The sequence below is a fragment of the Paraburkholderia sp. WS6 genome, assembly GCF_030464835.1.
GTDB lineage: Bacteria > Pseudomonadota > Gammaproteobacteria > Burkholderiales > Burkholderiaceae > Paraburkholderia > Paraburkholderia madseniana.
On sequence record NZ_JALQCK010000047.1, the window covers coordinates 24,420 to 44,928 of the forward strand.

Sequence of the window (20,509 nt, forward strand, 5' to 3'; positions counted from 1 at the left end):
TTGTCATAACTGTAGAAATCGGTGAACTATTGCTTCGTTGATAGCGATTGGGCTATAATTGTAGAAATCGGTGAACTATAGATTGGTAGCTCGCCACACTGCGATTATTGTGAAAATCTGTGAACTATGGCCCGAACACTACCTCGCGCAATCGATGCTCTCGACCCGGTCGTGCACGACCTTCCTTCGCTCGGGCGTCTCGTGCGCAATCAGCGAGCAAGAAACGAGTTGCGCATCGATGACGCCGCGGACCAGGTCGGCGTAAGCCACAACCTTCTTTCAAAGGTGGAGCGCGGCGAATCCGTTGGCCTGGAGAAGCTGCTCAAGGTGCTCGAGGGACTGGGCCTGAAGATGCTTATCCTCACGCCCAGCGAAGCAGAGGACGCAGTGAGGGCGCTCAGGCCTTCGGCTGGGGAGAGCGTCTGATGGAACATTTCCTCCGCATTTCGACAAACGGTGACACCGTTGGCCATCTCGGCTTCGATGCCGTGCAGAACCAGTACAGCTTCCGCTACGAGCAGGCCTGGCAAGACCGGCGGAGCGCTTTTTCGCTCTCGCCGCACATCCTTCATACGGGGGAGGCGCCGGCGGCCGGCGCGGTGCAGCGGTTTCTCGGAAACCTGCTGCCGGAAGGTCGCGCGCTCGAAGTGGCCGCGGGCTTTGCGCAGATGTCCAAGGACAATATCTTTGGCCTGATTCGTATGCTCGGGAAGGAGCCGGTCGGCGCGTTCAGTTTCACTGCCGCCGAAAACGAGGCAGTCGGGGAGGTGCCCGCTGATGAGCCCATCCGGCGAGACATTCCTGTTGAAGAGTTGAGCCAGCGAATCAAGGAGCGCGAGCAGATTCCGTTTCCGGTCTGGGACAAGAAAGTGCGCCTGTCTGTTGCGGGCTACCAGGACAAGCTGCAGGTGATGGTGGAGGGCAATCGCATCTCGCTGGTTGATGGCTCTCTCAGCTCCACGCATATCCTGAAGCCGGAATCGCGGAACACGGCTACGCCGTTTATGGTCGCCAACGAGCATTACTGCATGACGCTTGCCGCACAGATGGGGTTACCGGCCGCACCGGTCGCCATCCGCCGCATTCCTGAGCCAATATTGCTTATTGAGAGATTCGACCGGGTAGCGCAAGTCGACACGGATAATCCAGGGCAAATCAAGGCGGTCGGCCGAGTGCATGTCATCGATGGCTGCCAGGCATTGGACCTGCCGTCGCAGTTGAAGTACGAGCGCAATTATGGCCGTACGCTGGATGTGCGAAACATCCGGGAAGGCGCGAGCTTTGAGAAGCTGTTCTCGCAACAACACTTCGAACTTCCAGCACACGCCCGGTCATTCATGCTCCGGTGGGCGATTTTCCAGTTGCTCATTGGCAATAGCGACGCACACGGGAAAAACATCTCGTATTTCGTCCACCGCACGCGCCTCACACCCGCGCCGCTTTATGACCTGGTCTCGGTGAGCGCCTACGCGGACAACGCGAACGTGGACCAGGAAATGGCTATGGCTTATGGGGACGCGTTCCTTCTCGAGGAAATCACCCCGTTCGAGCTTGCTCTGTTCGCACAGAGCACTCGCACCCGGCCGGCGCTTCTCGCGCGGGAACTGGAGCGCATGTCTTCGGCTGCCTTGAAGTTTGCGCCCGGGCTTGCGCAGTCCGAGGTGTATGTCGGTGACGACGAGCGAGCAAGGGTGCAAAAGATTTCCGACTTCATTTGCGCGCAGGCAAACAGGCTTTTGCAGCTCGCACCTGAAGTGCCCAAGGTCAATCCGGACCTGCTTTAATACTGCCCAGAACTTCCGCGCTATTGCGACGGCACAATAAAAAACCCAACTAGCTATCAGCACTATTGATAAGAAAGCGGACGAAAAAATCCTCGAAACCGGGCGTCAGCTTGCATCGAGGCTGCATCACTGGACAAAACCATCCGTCGACTTCAAGCCGCTACCCGGGGACCTCCATAACAGCACCAACAGCGACCATCAGGCAGCATGGAATATGATGCCAAAGCAACGCTTGCCCACTCGGATAAACCATTTCGAATGGGAAGACCGCAGATCCGCCTTACCTCTCGACCTCAGAATACGCTGCGGATTCCGAGGCGCCCAACTGCCTGCTTCTGATTTCCAGACGGATTGAATCCAGCGATCTGAGCAACCTGCGCATCTCCTGCTGCTTTCCGGAATACACCCAGCACATACACCGACGATAGGCCGGATTGCGATGACGCCGAACGTGCCGAATGCGGTGCCGGGGCATGTCGAACTGATGCTGGAGGTCCGCAGCGACAGCGACGCAATCCTCGATTGTTTTCCGGAAGACCTGATGGCCGGCGCCACGGCTGATCTCGCTGAATTGCGCGTGTCCGCAAGCGCGGCGCATGTCAGTCGCGCCAAACCAACCGACTGCCAGCCGCTTGTGATGGATGCCGTCGAACGGGCAGCGGGGGCGTTGGGATACGCCACCATGCGTTTGCCGAGCGGTGCGGGGCACGACGCGGTGTATGTCGCGCCGACCGGCCCTATCGGGATGATCTTTATCCCGTGTCTGAACGGGCGCAGTCATTGTCCGGAGGAGTGGATCGAGCCACAGCAGTTGCTCGACGGCACGCGGGTTCTTTACCAGACGATCCGTGAGTTGGATGCTGCGTTGTGACGGGTCACTGCGGTCATGGTCGCAGCGGCAACTGGACATGCAGCGAACGCCGTGGCCCGTCAGCCTGCGGACTTTCTATTGCCGCGCGACCGGCGTAAACCCGTAACGTGTGAGTAGGGATAGATAAACCCAAAAATCAAAACAATACAGTAACAAAAACTGGCTTGAGCTGGATACGATAGTGGAAAAAGCTGTCCGTAGACCGTAATACTGGCCTTTACCAACGGGTATCCATTCCCTTTCCAAACCAGCCCTCAATGCCTCCTATGCCACGCCCGATCGTTGCACAGATTCATCCCGCCGCAGTCAGCCACAACCTCTCCATCGTCAAGCAACGGGCATCTCGATCACGGGCTTGGGCCGTGGTCAAAGCCAACGCATACGGACACGGAATCGATCGCGTTTTCCCGGCACTCGCGAATGCCGACGGCATTGCATTGCTCGATCTCGACGAAGCGGTCCGCGTGCGTGAGTTGGGTTGGGCCAAGCCGATCCTTCTTCTGGAAGGCGTGTTCAAGCCAGGTGACGTGCAAATCGCCCAGCAGTTCGATCTTTCCATGACCGTGCATTGCCGTGAGCAACTCGATCTGTTGCGCCTGTCGTCGTCGCATGAGCGCGTCAACGTGCATCTGAAGATGAACTCCGGGATGAATCGCCTCGGATTCCGGCCCGACGCGTACCGCACCGCGTGGGAGCAGGCCAGATCGATTCCGGGTATTGCGGACATCACGTTGATGAGCCATTTCGCGAATGCTGACGATGGCGACGTGGCGTGGCAGATGGATCGCTTCGATGCGGTGACTCAAGATATACCGGGTCAACGAAGCCTCGCGAATTCAGCGGCCGTTTTGTGGCATCCCCAGGCGCATCGTGACTGGGTGCGACCAGGTGTCGTGCTGTATGGCGGTTCGCCCACCGGCCAGTCGCGTCACATTGACGACGTGGGCTTGCGCGCTTCGATGACGCTCAGGAGCGAAGTGATCGGTGTGCAGTCATTGTCGGCGGAGGAAACGGTTGGGTACGGCCGTGCCTTCGCTGCGAACCGCGAGATGCGCATTGGTGTGGTCGCATGCGGGTATGCGGACGGATATCCACGGCACGCATCGACGGGTACGCCAATCGCGATCGACGGCGTCATGACGCAGGTGGTGGGCCGTGTTTCGATGGACATGCTCACTGTCGATTTGACACCGTGCCCGCGTGCGCAGATCGGCTCAAAGGTCGAACTGTGGGGGGAACAGGTCAAGATCGATGACGTCGCTCACGCTTCCGGGACGATCGGGTACGAACTGATGTGTGCGCTGGCAAAACGGGTGCCCGTAGAAATAGCCTGAATGACCGCCTCTCTCGCCGGAGCGTGAAGCAATCCGCAAGAGATACTCACGTCTTCGGACGAGAGGCGGTGCCGCATTGCCTGTTGCACAGGCGTAATGGTGTCTAATAAGGGTGTCTAATAAGCCAGCGCCATTGCGTTGTAACGGACGTTTTGTGTTTACGTAATAATTGCGAGGCGTGTCCGATTCGATCCACTAACCATTAAAAATGCGTAGGTCATGGCTTTCAGCGAACCAAGGTCTCCATTTTTCAAATGGGTGGTGTCCTCCGCTCAGAACCTGAGCGCCGACAATCGGCAAATATTGCTTGCCAACCTGTTCACGCGAACCGCATCGATTGTCTTTGCGTCGATCTGCGAAATCAGTGTCTGCGCAACCGCCTACTACCTTTATCCAAGAGCCCTTTACGCGTGGTGGGGCAGCGCCGTGGTCGCGCTGCTGATGACGCGTCTCGCGTTGATCTGGCTGTGCTGCGAGCGCAGTGCCCGCAACCTGCCAACCCCTACCTCAGCTTTTCTCTTTGCCAGTCTTCTCTGGGCGGCCCTGTTCGGCTTTGGCACTTTTTTGTGCAATACCAGCGGAAATCAGACACTTTTTCTGCTCGGCAACGTTTGCGCGGTGGGTGTAATCGGCGGATTGGCCGGACGCAACGCTGGCACACCCAGGCTGGTGCTTCTCCAGATATCGTTCATTCTCGGGCTGTTGGGTTGGGGGGCGGCGCTGTCTCCCGGTTCCGGCAAACTTGTGCTGCTGTTTCAGGCGCCGTTTTGCGCGGCGGGTTTTTTTACTGTGGCATTGCGCAGCAATCGTGACACCGTTGCCTTACTGCTGGCGCGCGAAAGCAGTCATCGGCTGGCTCACCAGGACAGTCTCACTGGCCTGCCCAACCGCGCCCGCATTACGGAGCTTCTGCTGGAACGCACTGCGGCCGGCTCGTTACGACTGAATCATCGATTCGCGGTTCTACTGATCGACCTTGACGGCTTCAAGGCGATCAATGACAGCCTGGGTCATGCCGCCGGCGATCAGATCCTCCAGGAAGCGGCGATTCGATTGCGTGAAGTACTGCCGGCCGGCGATCTGGTCGGACGCCTCGCCGGCGATGAGTTTGTCGCCATTACCGACGGCACGGCGTTGACCCGCGACGTCCATTTGCTGGCAGACCGTATCGTCAAAACGCTGGCGCGTCCTTTCACACTCAGCGAAGCATTGGTGCATATCGGTGCGAGCGTGGGCGTCTCGCTCTATCCGGAGCACGCAAAGACAGGGCCGCAATTGCTGATCTGCGCGGACCGCGCGTTGTACGCCGTCAAACGCAGTGGCAAAAGTGCCTTCTCTATCTTCGATGCCGTCAGGCACGCTTCCGACGAAAGTTTGAGCCTTCTGCGAAGCGATCTGGAAGGGGCGATGCAGTCTTACAGCGATCTGCGCATGGAGTACCAGCCGATCGTCGATCTCGCCGACGATACGATTTCCGGCCGCGAGGCGCTGCTTCGCTGGACGCACCCGACTCGCGGTGAGCTTTCTCCTTCCGCATTTATTCCCACGGCCGAACGTACGGGCCTCATCCTCGCACTCGGCGAGTGGGCGCTGCTGCAATCCTGCACGGAAGCTGCCACGTGGCGTGATGCAGTGAGCGTCGCCGTGAATGTTTCGCCGGTGCAATTGCGGGAAGAATCGTTCGCGTCGGCGGTTGCGGCGATCCTCGGCAAGACGGGATTGCCGCCCGCGCGCCTGAATATCGAAGTCACGGAAACGGTGCTGTTGAGCGACGATATCGTCACCCGGCACAACGTCGAGAAGCTTCGTGCATTGGGAATCGGCCTCGCGCTCGACGATTTCGGCACCGGATTCTCCACCATGTCGACGCTTGTGCGCTTTTCATTCGACAAGCTCAAGATCGACAGTTCGTTCGTCAAAGAGTCTGTGCATCGGCGCGAATCCGCGGCCGTGGTTCGCGGGATTGTGGCTTTGGCACGAGAGATCGGCATGCCCACCACGGCGGAAGGCATTGAGACGCAGGAGCAGTTGAATTTCGTACGCGTCTGCGGATGCACGCATGCTCAGGGTTTTCTTCTGGGAAAGCCGGTCCGGGGTGAAGAGATCCCGCACCTCGAAAAAAGACTTGCTGCGCATACCACGGATAAGGCTTGAGAGATCTTATCGACCGGCATGATGCCGATTTCCGCGGCGTTGGCCGGCTAGTTACGGGACAGGGTGACGTGATCCTCTGCGCGTACTGCCCGTGGCGGATTGGCCACGCCCAAGATAGGCGTCGCGCAACGTATCCAGTTCCAGCAGCGCCTCTGCCTTCCCATGCGCAACCACGCGGCCGCCTTCGAGCACATAGCCGGACTCCGCATACTGCAGCGCGATCGCTGCATTCTGCTCCGCTAGCAGGAAGCTGACGCCGTCGTCGCGATTGAGTGCCGCCACCGTCTCGAAGATTTCTTCCACGACTTGCGGGGCGAGCCCCATCGATGGTTCGTCGAGCAACACTAGGGAAGGCCGCGCCATCAACGCGCGGCCGATCGCGACCATCTGCTGTTCGCCACCGGACGTATAACCTGCGAGCGCCTTACGACGCTCCTTGAGTCGCGGGAAGGTGCCGTAGATACGTTCGAGATCCGCCTCAAGATCAGCGCGGGCAGGTCGCCGCACGAACGCGCCGAGCCGAAGATTCTCCTCGACGGACAAATGCGCAAAGCAGCGCCGTCCCTCCAGCACCTGGACGAGGCCACGTTCGGCGAGCGTCCACGGGTCCACATCGGTAATCGCGTCGCCGCGATATGCGATGCGGCCCGACGTAAGTTCGCCCCGTTCCGCGCGAATCAGGTTCGAGATCGCCTTCAGCGTGGTGGTTTTGCCCGCGCCATTGCCGCCCAGCAGAGCAACGATGGCGCCGGACGGCACCGTCAGCGAAACGCCGCGCAATGCCGGGATGAGCTGGCTATAGTTCACGGCGATGTCATCGACCTGCAGGATCGGGGCGGCGCTCATGCTCAGAGGTCCTTGCTGCAATCGCGCGGCGTAATGCCTTTTTCCTTGGCATACGCGTTCGCCGATTTCTCGATGATCGGGCGTAACAGTGCGCGATCCGCCTGAACCCAGCCGCTAATCACCTTCCATTGCTGACCGTCCCATTGCTGGAAGCGGACGGCGCCGCCGCCTTCGTGATCGGAGCACGAGAGTTTCAGCGGTTGAACCAGACCATACGCGCCGAGTTGTTTAAGACGCGCGTCGTCGAGATTCAAATGCTCGAAACCCCAGCGCACCTGTTCGCCCGTAAGCGGTTTGTCGCCGAACCTGGCCTGAGCTACGCGCAACGCTTCGACGTTGAGAATGCCGTTGACGACGCCGAGGTTGTAGTACACCGTACCGAAGCGCGCCGGGTCCTTCAGGTTGCCGTTGCCGGGTTTGATCACATATTGATTGATCGCCTGAAGTACCGGAAAGTCGGTTCCCGACGGATGCGTTGTGATCGAAATGAATCCCTTCGCGGCGTCGCCTGCCGGGCGCGCATCTTCCTCCGAATTACTCCAGATGTTGCCGATGATGTGATTCGCCGGGAAGCCGACCTTCTGCGCCGACTTCAAGGCAACCGGATTCATCACGCCCCAGCCACGCAGAATCACCCAGTCCGGATTGATCCGGTGGATGGTGAGCCACTGCGAACCCTGCTCGTTACCCGGGTGCGGGACTTCGATTTGCGTGAGTTCAAAGCCGTATTTTTTGGCGAGCGCATCGAGCACGGGAATCGTCTCGCGGCCATAAGGAGAACCGTGGTAGAGCACCACGATCTTCTTGCCTTTTAGCTGATTCAACCCGCCTGACTGCTGGCCGATGTAATTGACGATCGCCGAGACTTCGCTATACGGGTTGAGTTGAAGCGGAAACACGTACGGAAATACCGCGCCGTCCGTGGAATCCGTGCGGCCGTGATTGATCGTAACCAGCGGGATTTTGTCGACGGTCGAACGATCGAGCGTCGCATAGGCGATCCCGACCGAGAGCGGATTGGTCGCTGCAGCCGGCGCGCCGTTCAGGCCGCTCTTGAGCCGCTCGTAGCATTCCACGCCTTTTTCCACGACGTATTCGGTTTCGCATTCGCTCCACGTCAGCTTGACCCCATTGACGCCGCCATCACGCTTGTTAATGAGGTTCATATAGTCGATAAAGCCGCCGAAGAAACCACTGCCGCCCGCCGCATACGGCCCAACGCGGTAGCTTTGCAGCGGGAAGTATTCTTCGCCCGCGGCCTGCGCGGTGGGCGCAAATGCGGCGCTGAGGGCAAGCATCAGGCTCGCGGCAGCGGCGACGCGTGAGACCGTCCCGCGCCTTTTGAAGGAGTCGATGAATTTCATACTGGATGGACCTTGAATAGATAAACGATGGATTAAAGAGCGATGCGTGAAAACGAAGTCATGGGCGCAGTGGCCAGTCACGCAGACGATTCCGCGCGGTCTGAACCAGTCTTGCGAGTCCGTCCGGTTCCTTGATGAGAAAAACAATGATCAACGTGCCGAACAGAATCTTCTGCAGGTTCTGCAACTGGCCGGCTTCAATGCCGATGCTGGCTAGCGTGCCTGCCGCATTCGAGAGAAGAATGGGCAGCAGCACGATGAAGGCCGCGCCGAGAAAATTCCCGCCGATGCTCCCCATGCCACCAATGATGATGATGAACAGCACCTGAAACGACAGATTGAGATCGAAGCCGTGCGGCTCGACGGTGCCCAGATAGGCAAATGCCCAAAACGAGCCGGCAATCCCGATCACGAATGAACTGAGCGCGAATGCGAGCAACTTGGTGCGGCCGGTCGGGATGCCGATCACGCGCGCGGCTGTGTCCATATCGCGCACGGCCATCCAGCGTCGGCCGAGTTCGCTGCGCACAAGGCGAGTCGCAAGAACGAACAGGACGGTAGTAACGCCGAGCACGAGCAGATAGCGTGCAGCCGGCGTGTCGATTTTCCAGCCGAACGCCGTGAGGCGTGGCGCGCTGAGTACGCCCGAGGTGTCGTCGTTGGAAAACCAGCTGACACGCGTAAAGATCCATTCGACAAAGAACTGCGCAGCCAGCGTCGAGACGATCAGGTAGAAGCCTTTGATACGCAGACTCGGCAAACCGAACACGGCGCCTACCGCGGCAGTGATCAATCCCCCGAGCAATAGATCGACGACCAGCGGCAAGCCCGGCACTCGTACCATGAGGTTATAGGTGGCATAGGCGCCGACCGACATGAACGCCGCGGAGCCGAGCGAGAGCTGGCCCGCGTAGCCTGTAACCAGGTTCAGCCCGAGTCCCGCGAGCGACAGCACGAGGAACGGAATCAGAATGGCATTGAGCCAGTAGTCGTTGCCGAGGAGCGGCACGGCGATGAACGCGATCAGCGCGAGAATCGCCGCGAACCATAGCCGCAGCCCCGGCAATTGCAGTGAGTACGGTTTGAACCGCCGTGGCGTATTCAGCGTGGTGTGAGGAGATGACATAGCGAGCCTCACACGCGTTCAACGGCGGGTTCGCCGAACAGACCCACAGGCCGCGCGAGCAGGAATAGCATCGCGAGCAGATAGGGAAACCAGTTTTCGATCCCGCCACCTAACAGGCTGCCGACATAAACTTCGGCAAGCTTCTCCGACGCGCCAATCAGCAGGCCGCCGACAATCGCCCCGCCGATCGACGAAAACCCGCCGATGATCAGCACCGGCAGCGCCTTCAGCACCACCAGCGAGAGCGAGAACTGCACACCGAGCCGCGCACCCCACAGAAGCCCCGTCACGAGGCTGACAAAGCCGGCGAGGGCCCATACGATCGCCCACACGCGCGGTAGCCGTATGCCGATGGCGAGCGCGGCGAGCGGATCGTCCGCGACTGCGCGCAGCGACAGCCCGAGCCGCGTGCGCTGGGTCAGAAGCGACAGGCCAATCACCAGCACGCCGGCGGTCGCCGCGGCAAAGACGTCGAACTGGCTGATCATGACGCCGGCCACGTTCAGCGGTTTGTCGTCGATGCCGAGATCTAGGCCGTGCACCTGGGCGCCCCAGAATAATTGCGCGGCGCCTTCGAGAATGAAGCTCAAGCCGAGCGTCGCCATGAACAAAACAGTGGGCGGGCGATTCACCAGCGGCCGCAATACGAGCCGGCCGATCAGCAACGCAATCAGCACCAGGGCCGCCAGCGTGATGGCAAATGCGAGCACGGGGTGCACATGCCGCTCGACGAGGCTCACGTACGTGAGCGCACCGAACAGCACCATCGAACCCTGCGCGAAATTGAACACGCCGGACGCTTTGTAGATCAACACGAAGCCGATCGCGACCATCGAGTACATCACGCCCGCCAGCAGTCCGCCGACGAGTACTTCGAGGAAAAATCCCATGTTGTTCGATCTCTCAGTGACGGGTGCCGAGATAAGCGGCCAGTACGTCCGGGTTGGTGCGCACGTCGGCGGGAGCGCCGTCGGCGATCTTCTTGCCGTAATCGAGCACCACCACGTGATCCGAAAGGTCCATCACCACGCCGATGTCGTGCTCGATCAGCACGACCGTCACGCCGAACTGCGTGTTCGCGTCGAGCACATAACCGGCCATTGCACGTTTTTCGTCTGCATTCATGCCTGCCATCGGTTCGTCGAGCAGTAAGAGGCGCGGCTCGGCGGCGAGCGCGCGGGCGAGTTCGACGCGCTTTTGCACGCCGTACGGTAGGGTGCCGACGGTGGTATGCCGGTAGCGCTGCAAATCGAGTGCTTCGATCACGACTTCGGCATAGCGGCGTTGCACTGTCTCATCGCGGCGCGCGCGGCCAATGCTCAAAGTCTGCTCAAACCATGTGCTGCGCCGATGCAGATTGCGGCCGGTAAGCACGTTGTCCAGCACGCTCATCCGGCGAAACAGTGCGATGTTCTGAAACGTGCGGGCAATGCCACTGTGCGCCGCGTGATACGGATTCATGCGCCGATAGACGTGGCCGTCGAAATTCACGCTGCCTTGCTGCGGTTGATAGACGCCGTTGATCACGTTGAGTAGCGAGCTTTTTCCCGCGCCGTTCGGGCCGATCAGCGCACAGATCTCACCCGTGTGCACGGCGAAGCTGATATCGGTGACCGCTTTCACGCCTTTGAACGACAGCGAGATATGGTCGAGCGAGAGCAGAGCGTTTGAGGATGAAGTCATTGGACGTTGAGTCATGCGTCAATAGGCCGGTTGTTCTGACGCGCCGTCTGTTGCATAGCGCTGCGACGCCACGGCCTGACGTTTAGGTTCAACACGCCGCCAGTCACCGGTATCGGGCCAGGCGCGCACATCGACGCGTATTGCTTCGAACAGCGCAGCGGTTTTTTCATCGAGTGGCGGCCCGATGACGAGCGCGGCATGCGTGCGCGAAAAACCGATCACTTCGCGTAACGGACGGGTGATGAGCCACCAGGTCAGCGCACGAGCAAGCGGGCCGCCCTGTTTGCGCTGCGCATGGTTGATCAGACGGCGCCGCCATGAGCGTGCACCGGGCAAACGGTCGTCGACGAGCTGTGCCACCCGCGCGTAGGTTTCGCGCGTGCCTGCTACGAGGGTGGGAGCGAGTTCGCGGCGATCGTTGTCGCGCGTCGCGAGCGACTCCGGAAAATTCAGGCGAAAGCCGCTCAGCACCCACGGTGCAATCAGGTAACGCGCCTGGGATGCGGCGGCGAATGCGCGTGCGGCAAACGCTTCGTCGTCCGCGTTCAGTTTCTCGGTGGCGACCAGTTGCTGTGCTTCACGCACCAGCGTCGCATGCGGGAAACGTTGTTCGACGAGTTGACCATCGGCGTCGAGGCGCACGAAAGCGAATGCGTCGTCGTGGGGACGAGCAGCGGAAGCAAAGCTGCCCGCGTTGTGGATCGACAACGCGCGATAGTCAGTCACGGCGGCATGCGGATGCGACGCCAGATTGCGTGGGTTGGCATCGATCACGCGCAATCCTTCATACGCCAGCAGGCGATCGATCTGGCTGTCGTCTTCGGCGAACACGAAACGCGGCGCGATATGCGTGAGCACCGAGCGCAATGCGTCGTCGGTGAGTTGCGGGTCGAGCGGTATCGCAACGCCACCATTCCATTGGGCGGCTAGCGACAGCAGCAGCGCCTCCTCGCGCGGATGACTGACGAGCAGCAATGCGTCACCCGCTGCAAAGCCATGTTGCGCGAGGCCGGCGGCTAGCTGCTCGACCGCCGCGGCGACGTCTTGCCACGACAACGCGTGCCATGCGCCCAGCCGCTTGTGCCGCAATGCGATGGCGTGCGGCCGGTGCTGCGCCTGATGGCGCAGCCAGTCCGGCAGCGTCGACGGCTGTGCGTTCGTCATGATCAGGCGGCCTTCGCCTGCTGCTTGAGTTCGAGTTCACGCACCAACGGCAGGACCCGCTTGCCGAAATACTCCACCTCTTCGATGAAATGGAGAAAGCCGGTCAGCACGAGATCCACGCCGACCGATTTCAGTTCGACGATGCGCTCGGCAATCTGCTGCGGTGTGCCGATGAGATTGGTCCGGAAGCCGTCGTTGTATTGCACGAGGTCTTCGAAGCTCGACGTGGCCCAGTTGCCTTCGCCTTCCGGCGAAGCCTTGCCGGCCTGTTTGACGGCGTCGCCGAACGCATGCACGGCTTCGACGTGTGCATGTTTGATGATGTCGGCGAGCACGGCCTTGGCTTCTTCTTCGGTATCGCGAGCGATCACGAAGGCATTCACGCCGATGCGCACCTTGTGATTGTTCTTTGCTGCCTTGGCCTGAATATCGTCGATCTGTGCTTTCAGGTTCTCTGGCGTGTTGCCGTTGGTGAAATACCAGTCGGAGACGCTCGCAGCGTTGTCGCGTGCGGCGCGTGAACTGCCGCCCTGGAAGATCTCCGGATGCGGCTTTTGCACGGGCTTGGGACTCAGCGTGTAATTGTTGAAGCGGTAGAAGTCACCCTTGAAGGTGAAATTGTCCTGTGTCCAGATGCCCTTGAGTGCCTCAATGAATTCGTGCGAGCGGCGATAGCGTTCGTCGTGTTCGAGCCAGGGTTCGCCGAGCGCGGTGAATTCACCCTTGAACCAGCCGCTCACCACGTTGATCCCAATACGGCCATTGGAAATATGGTCGATGGTGGCAATCTGTTTGGCGACAACGGCGGGGTGCCACGGACCTGGCAGAATCGCCGCCAGCACCTTGAGTTTGGTTGTAGCGTGCAACAGCGCCTGGCTGAACGACACCGATTCATGCTGATATTCCGCACCATATCCGGCGGTGAAGCGGATCTGGCTCAGCGCGTATTCGAAACCCGCCTTCTCCGCGGTGAGTGCGAGTTTCTGGTTGTACTCGAGACTCCAGTCCGTGCGCTGCTCGATCGTGCTGACGACCAAACCGCCGCTGACATTGGGTACCCAGTAGGCGAACTTGACGGCGTCGTCGTGAGAGTGGTTCTGGCTCATGATATTCCTGGTGATTGAATGGATAGGTCTAGGCAGCCAGCGTTGCGGCTTGCGGGGAAGAGGCAGGGAGGCGTCCGGCATGCAGCCATGGAAGCGCGCGTGTCACCGCGAGAGCAACGCGTTCTTCCAGTGCCGGGTTAGAGATCGCATAGCCGTTGAACTCCGCTTCAGATGCATACACGCCGATCGGTAGCGTGCGGGCCTGAAAAAAGCTGAACAGCGGACGCAATTGATGATCGATGACGAGCGCGTGACGATCGCTGCCGCCCGTTGCGGCGAGCAGAACCGGCACGTCGACCAGCGCCTCGTGATGGACGAGATCGAACAGATGCTTGAAGAGTCCCGTATACGACCCGCGATAAACGGGGCTCGCAACGATCAGCAGGTCCGCCGATTCAATGGCCTCGATGTGTGCTCCCACATCAGCAGGAACCTGCGAGCGATGAATCGCGCCGGCAAGACGTGAAGCGATCTGCCCTAACTCGACGAGATGCGTGTCTATAGGCAGCGCATCGCCGAGCGCGGCAAGCAGGCGTTCCACCACCACGAGGGTGCGCGATGGCCGCTGCAATCCGCCGGAGACGGCGACTACTTTCAATCTCTTACTCATTCGAGCGATCCTTTCAGGCGAAAGCGAATTAATCGGGAGTGCCGCTTATTTAGCGAATACCGTGCCATCCGGCTTTGCGTGAACAGGACGGGTTGACGAAGAAGGCGCGGGCCAACGTCGATCGCGTGCCAAGTCAAATGGCATAACCGTTTGCGGTTTTTTGCTGGCGCGCATATCGCGGTGGCATGGAACCATTGCAGGCTGGCGTATGAAGCTGACGAAGCAAGATGGCCTCGGCGCTGCTGCTGGAGAAGCAGTGCGGGGTGTCAGCGATGGACGCGCGGGCTTTCATTATTCCAACCGGCCTGCTGCCTGAGAGGCAATAAGGGACGGCGGTGCTGGTGCGGAGGCAGCATCCATACCGATGCTGCTGCGTAAGCAGCAATTCGACTTTGGATACCACAACAAAATGCATCGGAAGCGGCGCTAGATGGTCAGAATACGCTTCTGAGGAAGCAACCCTGATCGATGCCGTTCAACGCCCGCGCGTAGCGGAGTGAGTGTTCTTGCCCATATGAACTCGTCCTACGTACTGCCGGACGCGCCGGCTTCCCTGCTACCTGACGCGGAGACAGCATCGGTCAATGAAACACCGCTGCAGATTGCGCAGCGGCTCGCGATCACATTTGCGCTAACTGCCGCCGAACGCGACGCGCGAGGCGGAACGCCAAAAGCGGAGCGGGATGCATTGCGTGCCAGTGGTCTTCTTGCGATGAGCATTCCCGAAGCGCACGGCGGTCTCGGGGCCAACTGGCGGCAGACGCTGGATGTCGTGCGTACGCTTGGCCGGGCCGACAGTTCGCTCGGACATGTATTCGGCTTCCATCATCTGATGCTGGCGACGGTGCGGCTGTTCGGTTCGTCGGCGCAATGGCGTGCCTGGTTCGAGCAGACTGCCCGCCGTCAATGGTTCTGGGGTAATGCGTTAAACCCGCTCGATGAACGGGCCGTGAGCCACTCGCACGCGGATTGGCGGGAGTTCAGCGGACAGAAGAGCTTTTGCTCCGGCGCGCTCGATTCCGAAATGCTGATCGCGTCCGCAAGAGACGCCGAGTCGGGGACGTTGCTCATCGCGGCAGTACCCACGGGGCGCACGGGCATCTCCGTTGCGGAGGATTGGAACAACATCGGCCAGCGCCAAACGGACAGCGGCACGGTGACGCTGGAAAAGGTGCGGGTGGAGAACCACGAGATTCTGACCGACCCGGGGCCGCTGTCGACGCCTTTTGCGTGCCTGCGGCCCTTGCTCGCTCAGTTGATCCTGACGAATGTGTACCTCAGTATCGGCGAAAGCGCGTTCAACGACGCCCGTCATTACACGCTTCATGAAGCACGTCCGTGGCATACGTCCGGCGTGCAAACCACTGCGGCGGATCCTTATATCCTCGGCCAGTACGGCGAGTTTTGGGCAGGCCTCGAGGCGGCGCGGTTGTTGACCGACCGCGCGGCCGATCGTTTCGATGCAGCCTGGACCCGAGCGGATGCGCTGACCGACGCCGAGCGCGGCGACGTGGCGTTGGCGGTTGCAACGGCCAAAGTTGCCGCCACAGAAATCGGGCTCACCATTTGTACCCGTATGTTCGACGTGGCCGGCGCGCGTGCGACGCATGGCGCGCTGAGGCTGGACCGTCACTGGCGAAATTTGCGCACGCATACGCTTCACGATCCGCTTGCCTATAAGCTTCGAGAAATCGGCGAATGGGCCCTGACGCAACGATATCCGACGCCGAGCTTCTACTCATGAACTATTCACTCAATCACGTGTTACCAGACCGGCCTGCCATCGCGCGAACGGAAGTGCCGCCTTTGTTGACGATGCCCGACAAGCGCACACTGACCACCTCGATTCGCGCAACTGCACAGGTCTTCTCGGACCCGCAATCGCTGGCGCTGCTCGAACGTATTCGCATGGTGGCGCCGAGCGACGCTAACGTGCTCGTGATCGGCGAGACAGGGACGGGTAAGGAACTGGTCGCGCGTCACGTGCATAACCTGAGTGCTCGCAAGGACGGCCCGTTTGTGGCGGTCAATTGCGGGGCGTTCTCCGAGTCGCTGGTGGAGAGCGAGTTGTTCGGCCACGAGAAGGGCGCGTTCACCGGTGCGTTCTGCGCCAAACCCGGCTGGTTCGAAGCGGCGAATGGCGGGACGCTGTTTCTCGACGAGATAGGCGATCTGCCGCTATCGATGCAGGTCAAACTGCTGCGCGTATTGCAGGAGCGTGAGATCGTGCGGCTCGGCTCGCGCCGGAGCATTCCTATCGACGTGCGGGTGCTGGCGGCCACCAATGTGCATCTGCAGGATGCGGTAGCAGCAGGCCATTTCCGCGAGGACCTGTTTTATCGCCTGAACGTCGTGCATCTGGCTGTGCCGACGCTGCGCGATCGGCCCGGCGATATATTGCCGCTAGCCCGCTACTTCATTGAAGAGTACCGGAACCGGCTGGGCTACGGTCCCGTCGACATCGAGCCGCGCGCGGAGCGAAAGCTGCTGGAACATAGTTGGCCCGGCAATATCCGTGAGCTTGAGAACGTCATCCACTATGCGTTGCTGGTGTGCCGTAGCGATTCGCTAGGCGAGGGCGATCTGCAGATGTCGTCGTTCGGGATTCACGCCGCGCGACGAGCGGTCAGTGAACCTGTTGCGTCTACACCGTTGGAAGGACTGGAGGGGGCGTTGCGTCATCTTTTCGATCACGCGGAAGGCAACCTGTTCGAACAGATCGAAGACACGGTGATGCGCGTGGCGTTCGATTTCTGCTACCGGAATCAGATTCAGGCGGCGAGGCTGCTGGGCATTAGTCGCAATGTGTTGCGGGCGCGCTTGATTCGGGCGAAGCAGATTTCCGCGCAGAAGTAAGCTCACATGCGTGGTAGCGGATAGTGGGCGCAGTCCTGCCTTTTGCGTGCATTTAGAAGTCAAAGCAGACCGGCCGCGAGACCAGTCCGCATGTCGCTGCGTTGTTGCTGTGTATCGCCGCGTTCGCGGCGGTAGCGGACTATGCCGCGGTTCTGCTGTTGCCGATCTGCCAGACGAAGGGCGGCTCTTTGCGGTTGATTTCCCAGTCGCCCACAATCCGCTCCTTATAGATCAGCGGATTGTGCGACGCTGCAGTGCGCGCGTTTCGCCAGTGGCGGTCCAGTAGTTTGTTTTCACTAGTGCCCGAAGCACCGAGTGCATTGAACAGGTCGGTGGTCACCTGCAAAATCAAACTGGCCACGGCGACCTGGGCTTTTGCCGATTCGATTTCGGCCGCCACGTTCGCTGCGTGTTCAACATCGCGGTCCACGCCGAAGCGCGTTTCGTACGCTCTTTGTGAGGGTTCCGCGGCTCGCACGGCCGCGGCCTCCGCCGCATACACGCGTGCCGCTATTTGCCCGACCACCTGCTGCACCTGGGCGTCTTCGCTGACGCGTGGCGCGTTGCCGTGACTGTACACCCGGGTGCGTTTGCGCACTTCATGCGAGATGTCACGCAATGCGGCGCGCCCAGTACCTGCGATAACCGCGATCAGCACGAGTTGATAGAACGCTGTCTGGTATTTGAAGCGCGTGGAGAAGTCGATGATGTTCTCTTCGTCGACCACGGCGTTTTCGAATACGGACGTCCCACTTCCGGTGGTACGTTGACCGAAGCCATCCCAGTCGTCGCTTTGTTTAATGCCTGACTGGTGCGTGCTCACTGCCGCGATGACGTCGGCGCCGTTGTCGTCGCGCTGCGCGTAGACGTCGATCCAGTCGGCAAAAATGCTGCCCGTGCTGTAGTACTTGGTTCCGTTGACGACCCACTGATTGCCGTGCCGCGAGACACGCGTAATCACGTCGCCGATCTTGACCGCGCCGACTTCGGTCCACGCATTACCGACGATCTCGCCCGCCACGAAGCGTTGCAGCCATTTTTCCTGTGCAGCGCCGGGTGCTGCGTTGATTCTGTCTTCGACGAAGGCGAAATGGCCGCGCAACGCTTGCGGCAAACTCGAATCGGCCTCGGCCAGTTCGATCAGGAGTTGCACGAGCTGCGGAAGCGACGCACCGGCGCCGCCGTATTCACGCGGCACTCTGACTGCGCCGAACCCTGCTTCCTTCAACCAGACAATCTGCTCGTACGGCAGCGCACGAGTGCGTTCGCGTTCGAGCGCGCCTTCCGCGATCCGGGTGAAGATGGGCCTGAACCTGGCAGCCAACTGTTCATAGTCGGTGCCGTACGAAAGCGGGAGTTTTTCACGCGAGTTTTGTGATGTCATGCGCCTGCTCTTGAGTCGATAGGTGGAGTAAGGCAGAGCGATTGGGCTCTTGACCATATGGACTACAAAGCACGAGCTATGCCATCGAGGCGGGCGTCCTGCCGCGTTGCTCTATGGGTCGGGGCGGGGGTTCAAATTGCTGGATTGCGAGCAGTGTGCTGATGGACTGCTTGTCTGACAGCAGTTTTAAGGTGATGCGCCCGCTGAATCCAGCGGGCGCCGATCATGGCGGCCTGCTCTTACTGACGCAGTTCCGGCGAATCCTGCATAGCTGCCTGCAACTTCTGCACGGCGTCAATCGTCGCGCGCTGTGCGGCGAGACCGAAGTTGCGCTTGAATTCGCCAAACTCCGCGTGGCCGTTGCCGGTCACTTCCTTTTTCGTCACGAGCTTGCCGGTCGGATCGGTCACGGTACACACGAGCGTCACCGAAAAGTCGGTCGGCGGCCAGGTCAGGAGGCTCGGCGATGACGATGTTGTCGAGATGGTCGGTGTGACGACATAGCTCAGGCTTTTTGCCTGGACGGTTGCCTGATCAGGCGCGGCATTCAGCTTCACAACATTGCTGAACACCTGGCCGAGTTCGACGTAGATCGGGAGCTCCAGATCGCGATACGGTTTGTAGGCCACCTTGTCGCCACCACCGCCTGGCGAGACAACTTCCTTTGCGCGCAGGTCGTCGGTGATGACGAGCCCAACCGTCTTGTTGATCGGCTGCGTTTGCGCTGTCGAGTTTGCTGCGGTAGTGGATGTTGCTGTGAGCGCTGCCGGGTCGCCGGAGATGGTGATGTCGTGTGCGCAACCTGCGAGCGACGCAATGGCGCCGGTGACCGCGATACTGCGAATAAAGTGGATCAGCTTCATGATGATTTCTGCTCGTTGAGAAAAGAGGGATTAATGGATGGCTTGCATGAACGCGGGATCCGCATAGAGCGACGCGAGCAGTTTCTGGACGATAAGCGGATACTCCTGGGTCGCCCGCGGAATCGCGATCGCGGCTGCGAACGACGAATCCCATTGCGTCGTGGCGGTTTTCACGCTGTCGTATCGCACCTCGGCACCACGCTTGACGATGAAGCGCGCGGAGATCGTGCCCGTGGCTGTACCGATGTTGGCATCGACGTTATTCTTCAGCAGCACGCCGCTCAGTTCGACCTTGGCGTCGGGTGAAAGCGCACGGCCGATCGTCAGTTCCTGCTGTAGAGCACTCGAAAGGTATTGGGCAAACGAATCGCCAACGGGCGAGCGCATGCTATTTGCACGCAGTTGCACCGATGAGTGATTGCCATCGGTTGGGTCGTTGGTGAAAGCGCCGAGACGCGTTGCTACGGGAGATGCGTTCTTCAGCGTCTGGATATTGTCGACAGAAGCCGAATAGGGTGGCGCGACAACCGAGCACGCGGCGAGCGCGGCAATGGGGGCTAAAAGGAGAATCCTTCGCAGAGCAAACATGGGCTTCTAATGCCTCTTTGGTTATGGTCAAAATGAGGTGGCCGACCGCCTCGACGCTTATGTAAAGGCAGTTCACGTGTTATCGGCAAGTCCGGAGAAAAATTGACTGAAGAGTTATTCTCTTTTTGTAATTGAAAGCGTTCCGTAATACTATTATGCGAGATGTATCGGCGGAGTAATTCAGCATTAACCGGTCGATGCCAGGAAATTGGACTACTGCCAATAGCACTGACTCATCTCCGCTAGCGCGCGCTCATGATTCGATACCGAGGTCCACATGGAACCCACATGGCAATTCCAGCTAAGAATCACCGTCTCACCCGAACTTGCAAACGATCTGCGTACTGACCCGGCCGGTGCCTCGCATGCTGCGCTTCGCAATGTGCTGCGCAAGCACAACGCGACCTTGAAATGTCAGTTCGACGCTTTCGCCGACTACGTGAGTGAAGCGGAAAAGCAGGGCCTGGAAAACTATCCGCTTTATCAATGGACCCGGCAGACAATCGAAAACCCGGAGAAGAAAGCGAAGTACTTGCAATCATTCACTGTCTACGTGAATGGCGACGAGATATACGGCAAGGAAATCACCGACGTGATGGAAGCTGAATTGACGGCACTCGCCGGTGACGATGGCATTAAAAGCGTCGCCCGGTTCGATACTAATCCCGCGAATAACCCGCAGCCACCTAGGCGCTAGCGATTACACGTAGTCCACCTGCTTTCCAGCACGACACTCGCATGTAATAAATCGAAACTATTGTCTCGGCACCGCTTGC

Annotated in this window: 18 protein-coding genes and 2 pseudogenes; 8 read left to right on the plus strand and 12 right to left on the minus strand. The window is 59.8% G+C overall.

Going from position 1 to position 20,509, the window contains the following annotated elements:
- Nucleotides 1-126 precede the first annotated feature (126 nt).
- Complete coding sequence (locus M0D64_RS37170) at nt 127-426, plus strand: helix-turn-helix domain-containing protein (protein ID WP_266261372.1); 300 nt, start codon at nt 127-129, stop codon at nt 424-426.
- A complete protein-coding gene (locus M0D64_RS37175) occupies nt 426-1,784 on the plus strand; it encodes a HipA domain-containing protein (protein WP_266261373.1) in 1,359 nt (452 codons plus the stop codon). Before M0D64_RS37170 ends, M0D64_RS37175 begins: the two co-directional genes overlap by 1 nt.
- Nucleotides 1,785-2,077: 293 nt before the next feature.
- Here M0D64_RS37175 and M0D64_RS37180 read toward each other — a convergent pair.
- Nucleotides 2,078-2,206: pseudogene (locus tag M0D64_RS37180) on the minus strand (porin); the annotation flags it as partial.
- On the opposite strand from M0D64_RS37180, the pseudogene M0D64_RS37185 reads away from it, so the two are divergent.
- The 3 genes and pseudogenes from M0D64_RS37185 to M0D64_RS37195 form a co-directional block, all read left to right on the plus strand.
- Nucleotides 2,206-2,655, plus strand: a pseudogene (locus tag M0D64_RS37185) (M20/M25/M40 family metallo-hydrolase); the annotation flags it as partial. The pseudogenes M0D64_RS37180 and M0D64_RS37185 overlap by 1 nt on opposite strands.
- 266 nt (nt 2,656-2,921) lie before the next feature.
- On the plus strand, nt 2,922-3,989 hold the full coding sequence (alr, locus tag M0D64_RS37190; protein ID WP_171928684.1) for an alanine racemase: 1,068 nt from the start codon (nt 2,922-2,924) through the stop codon (nt 3,987-3,989).
- A gap of 219 nt (nt 3,990-4,208) precedes the next feature.
- Complete coding sequence (locus M0D64_RS37195) at nt 4,209-6,143, plus strand: bifunctional diguanylate cyclase/phosphodiesterase (RefSeq protein ID WP_266261374.1); 1,935 nt, start codon at nt 4,209-4,211, stop codon at nt 6,141-6,143.
- A 51-nt stretch (nt 6,144-6,194) separates the two neighbouring features.
- On the opposite strand, the gene M0D64_RS37200 is transcribed toward M0D64_RS37195, so the two are convergent.
- From M0D64_RS37200 to msuE, 8 genes are all read right to left on the minus strand, one after another.
- Nucleotides 6,195-6,989: an ABC transporter ATP-binding protein gene (locus tag M0D64_RS37200; RefSeq protein ID WP_266261375.1), complete on the minus strand. Its 795-nt coding sequence runs from the start codon at nt 6,987-6,989 to the stop codon at nt 6,195-6,197.
- Nucleotides 6,990-6,991: 2 nt separating this feature from the next.
- On the minus strand, nt 6,992-8,287 hold the full coding sequence (locus M0D64_RS37205) for an ABC transporter substrate-binding protein (protein ID WP_266261410.1): 1,296 nt from the start codon (nt 8,285-8,287) through the stop codon (nt 6,992-6,994).
- Between the two features lie 124 nt (nt 8,288-8,411).
- Nucleotides 8,412-9,479, minus strand: a complete 1,068-nt coding sequence (locus tag M0D64_RS37210; RefSeq protein ID WP_266261376.1) for a branched-chain amino acid ABC transporter permease — start codon at nt 9,477-9,479, stop codon at nt 8,412-8,414.
- A gap of 8 nt (nt 9,480-9,487) precedes the next feature.
- On the minus strand, nt 9,488-10,369 hold the full coding sequence (locus tag M0D64_RS37215; RefSeq protein WP_266261377.1) for a branched-chain amino acid ABC transporter permease: 882 nt from the start codon (nt 10,367-10,369) through the stop codon (nt 9,488-9,490).
- A gap of 13 nt (nt 10,370-10,382) precedes the next feature.
- Entirely contained in the window at nt 10,383-11,162 is a 780-nt protein-coding gene (locus M0D64_RS37220; protein WP_266261378.1) for an ABC transporter ATP-binding protein, read from the minus strand.
- Between the two features lie 18 nt (nt 11,163-11,180).
- Nucleotides 11,181-12,326: an AMP-binding protein gene (locus M0D64_RS37225; protein WP_266261379.1), complete on the minus strand. Its 1,146-nt coding sequence runs from the start codon at nt 12,324-12,326 to the stop codon at nt 11,181-11,183.
- Nucleotides 12,327-12,328: 2 nt separating this feature from the next.
- Nucleotides 12,329-13,432 carry a dimethylsulfone monooxygenase SfnG gene (gene sfnG, locus M0D64_RS37230; protein WP_266261380.1) on the minus strand — a complete coding sequence of 368 codons (1,104 nt, stop codon included), beginning with the start codon at nt 13,430-13,432 and terminating at the stop codon, nt 12,329-12,331.
- 28 nt (nt 13,433-13,460) lie between these two features.
- The gene (gene msuE, locus M0D64_RS37235; protein ID WP_266261381.1) at nt 13,461-14,042 is read right to left on the minus strand and encodes an FMN reductase; all 582 of its coding nucleotides are present in this window, start codon (nt 14,040-14,042) and stop codon (nt 13,461-13,463) included.
- Nucleotides 14,043-14,556: 514 nt separating this feature from the next.
- Between msuE and M0D64_RS37240 the strand changes: the two genes are divergently transcribed.
- On the plus strand, nt 14,557-15,786 hold the full coding sequence (locus M0D64_RS37240; RefSeq protein WP_266261382.1) for an acyl-CoA dehydrogenase family protein: 1,230 nt from the start codon (nt 14,557-14,559) through the stop codon (nt 15,784-15,786).
- Nucleotides 15,787-15,857: 71 nt separating this feature from the next.
- Entirely contained in the window at nt 15,858-16,898 is a 1,041-nt protein-coding gene (locus M0D64_RS37245) for a sigma-54-dependent Fis family transcriptional regulator (protein WP_266261411.1), read from the plus strand.
- Between the two features lie 139 nt (nt 16,899-17,037).
- Here M0D64_RS37245 and M0D64_RS37250 read toward each other — a convergent pair whose 3' ends face one another.
- The 3 genes from M0D64_RS37250 to M0D64_RS37260 all read right to left on the minus strand — a co-directional run bounded on the left by M0D64_RS37250 (nt 17,038) and on the right by M0D64_RS37260 (nt 19,733).
- Nucleotides 17,038-18,282 carry an acyl-CoA dehydrogenase family protein gene (locus M0D64_RS37250; protein WP_266261383.1) on the minus strand — a complete coding sequence of 415 codons (1,245 nt, stop codon included), beginning with the start codon at nt 18,280-18,282 and terminating at the stop codon, nt 17,038-17,040.
- Nucleotides 18,283-18,521: 239 nt separating this feature from the next.
- Complete coding sequence (locus M0D64_RS37255; RefSeq protein ID WP_266261384.1) at nt 18,522-19,145, minus strand: hypothetical protein; 624 nt, start codon at nt 19,143-19,145, stop codon at nt 18,522-18,524.
- A 30-nt stretch (nt 19,146-19,175) separates the two neighbouring features.
- The gene (locus M0D64_RS37260) at nt 19,176-19,733 is read right to left on the minus strand and encodes a hypothetical protein (RefSeq protein WP_266261385.1); all 558 of its coding nucleotides are present in this window, start codon (nt 19,731-19,733) and stop codon (nt 19,176-19,178) included.
- A 277-nt stretch (nt 19,734-20,010) separates the two neighbouring features.
- On the opposite strand from M0D64_RS37260, the gene M0D64_RS37265 reads away from it, so the two are divergent.
- Nucleotides 20,011-20,430, plus strand: a complete 420-nt coding sequence (locus M0D64_RS37265; protein WP_266261386.1) for a hypothetical protein — start codon at nt 20,011-20,013, stop codon at nt 20,428-20,430.
- Nucleotides 20,431-20,509 lie beyond the last annotated feature (79 nt).

What these genes read in the sequence shown, in the direction of transcription:
- M0D64_RS37240 (WP_266261382.1), top strand. Translation starts at nt 14,557, where the DNA reads ATGAACTCGTCCTACGTACTGCCGGACGCGCCGGCTTCCCTGCTACCT.
- M0D64_RS37195 (WP_266261374.1), top strand. Translation starts at nt 4,209, where the DNA reads ATGGCTTTCAGCGAACCAAGGTCTCCATTTTTCAAATGGGTGGTGTCC.
- M0D64_RS37175 (WP_266261373.1), top strand. Translation starts at nt 426, where the DNA reads ATGGAACATTTCCTCCGCATTTCGACAAACGGTGACACCGTTGGCCAT.
- M0D64_RS37265 (WP_266261386.1), top strand. Translation starts at nt 20,011, where the DNA reads ATGGAACCCACATGGCAATTCCAGCTAAGAATCACCGTCTCACCCGAA.
- M0D64_RS37210 (WP_266261376.1), bottom strand. Translation starts at nt 9,479, where the DNA reads ATGTCATCTCCTCACACCACGCTGAATACGCCACGGCGGTTCAAACCG.
- M0D64_RS37260 (WP_266261385.1), bottom strand. Translation starts at nt 19,733, where the DNA reads ATGTTTGCTCTGCGAAGGATTCTCCTTTTAGCCCCCATTGCCGCGCTC.
- M0D64_RS37250 (WP_266261383.1), bottom strand. Translation starts at nt 18,282, where the DNA reads ATGACATCACAAAACTCGCGTGAAAAACTCCCGCTTTCGTACGGCACC.
- M0D64_RS37255 (WP_266261384.1), bottom strand. Translation starts at nt 19,145, where the DNA reads ATGAAGCTGATCCACTTTATTCGCAGTATCGCGGTCACCGGCGCCATT.
- M0D64_RS37220 (WP_266261378.1), bottom strand. Translation starts at nt 11,162, where the DNA reads ATGACTTCATCCTCAAACGCTCTGCTCTCGCTCGACCATATCTCGCTG.
- M0D64_RS37225 (WP_266261379.1), bottom strand. Translation starts at nt 12,326, where the DNA reads ATGACGAACGCACAGCCGTCGACGCTGCCGGACTGGCTGCGCCATCAG.
- alr (WP_171928684.1), top strand. Translation starts at nt 2,922, where the DNA reads ATGCCACGCCCGATCGTTGCACAGATTCATCCCGCCGCAGTCAGCCAC.
- msuE (WP_266261381.1), bottom strand. Translation starts at nt 14,042, where the DNA reads ATGAGTAAGAGATTGAAAGTAGTCGCCGTCTCCGGCGGATTGCAGCGG.
- M0D64_RS37170 (WP_266261372.1), top strand. Translation starts at nt 127, where the DNA reads ATGGCCCGAACACTACCTCGCGCAATCGATGCTCTCGACCCGGTCGTG.
- M0D64_RS37200 (WP_266261375.1), bottom strand. Translation starts at nt 6,989, where the DNA reads ATGAGCGCCGCCCCGATCCTGCAGGTCGATGACATCGCCGTGAACTAT.
- M0D64_RS37215 (WP_266261377.1), bottom strand. Translation starts at nt 10,369, where the DNA reads ATGGGATTTTTCCTCGAAGTACTCGTCGGCGGACTGCTGGCGGGCGTG.
- M0D64_RS37205 (WP_266261410.1), bottom strand. Translation starts at nt 8,287, where the DNA reads ATGCTTGCCCTCAGCGCCGCATTTGCGCCCACCGCGCAGGCCGCGGGC.
- sfnG (WP_266261380.1), bottom strand. Translation starts at nt 13,432, where the DNA reads ATGAGCCAGAACCACTCTCACGACGACGCCGTCAAGTTCGCCTACTGG.
- M0D64_RS37245 (WP_266261411.1), top strand. Translation starts at nt 15,858, where the DNA reads ATGCCCGACAAGCGCACACTGACCACCTCGATTCGCGCAACTGCACAG.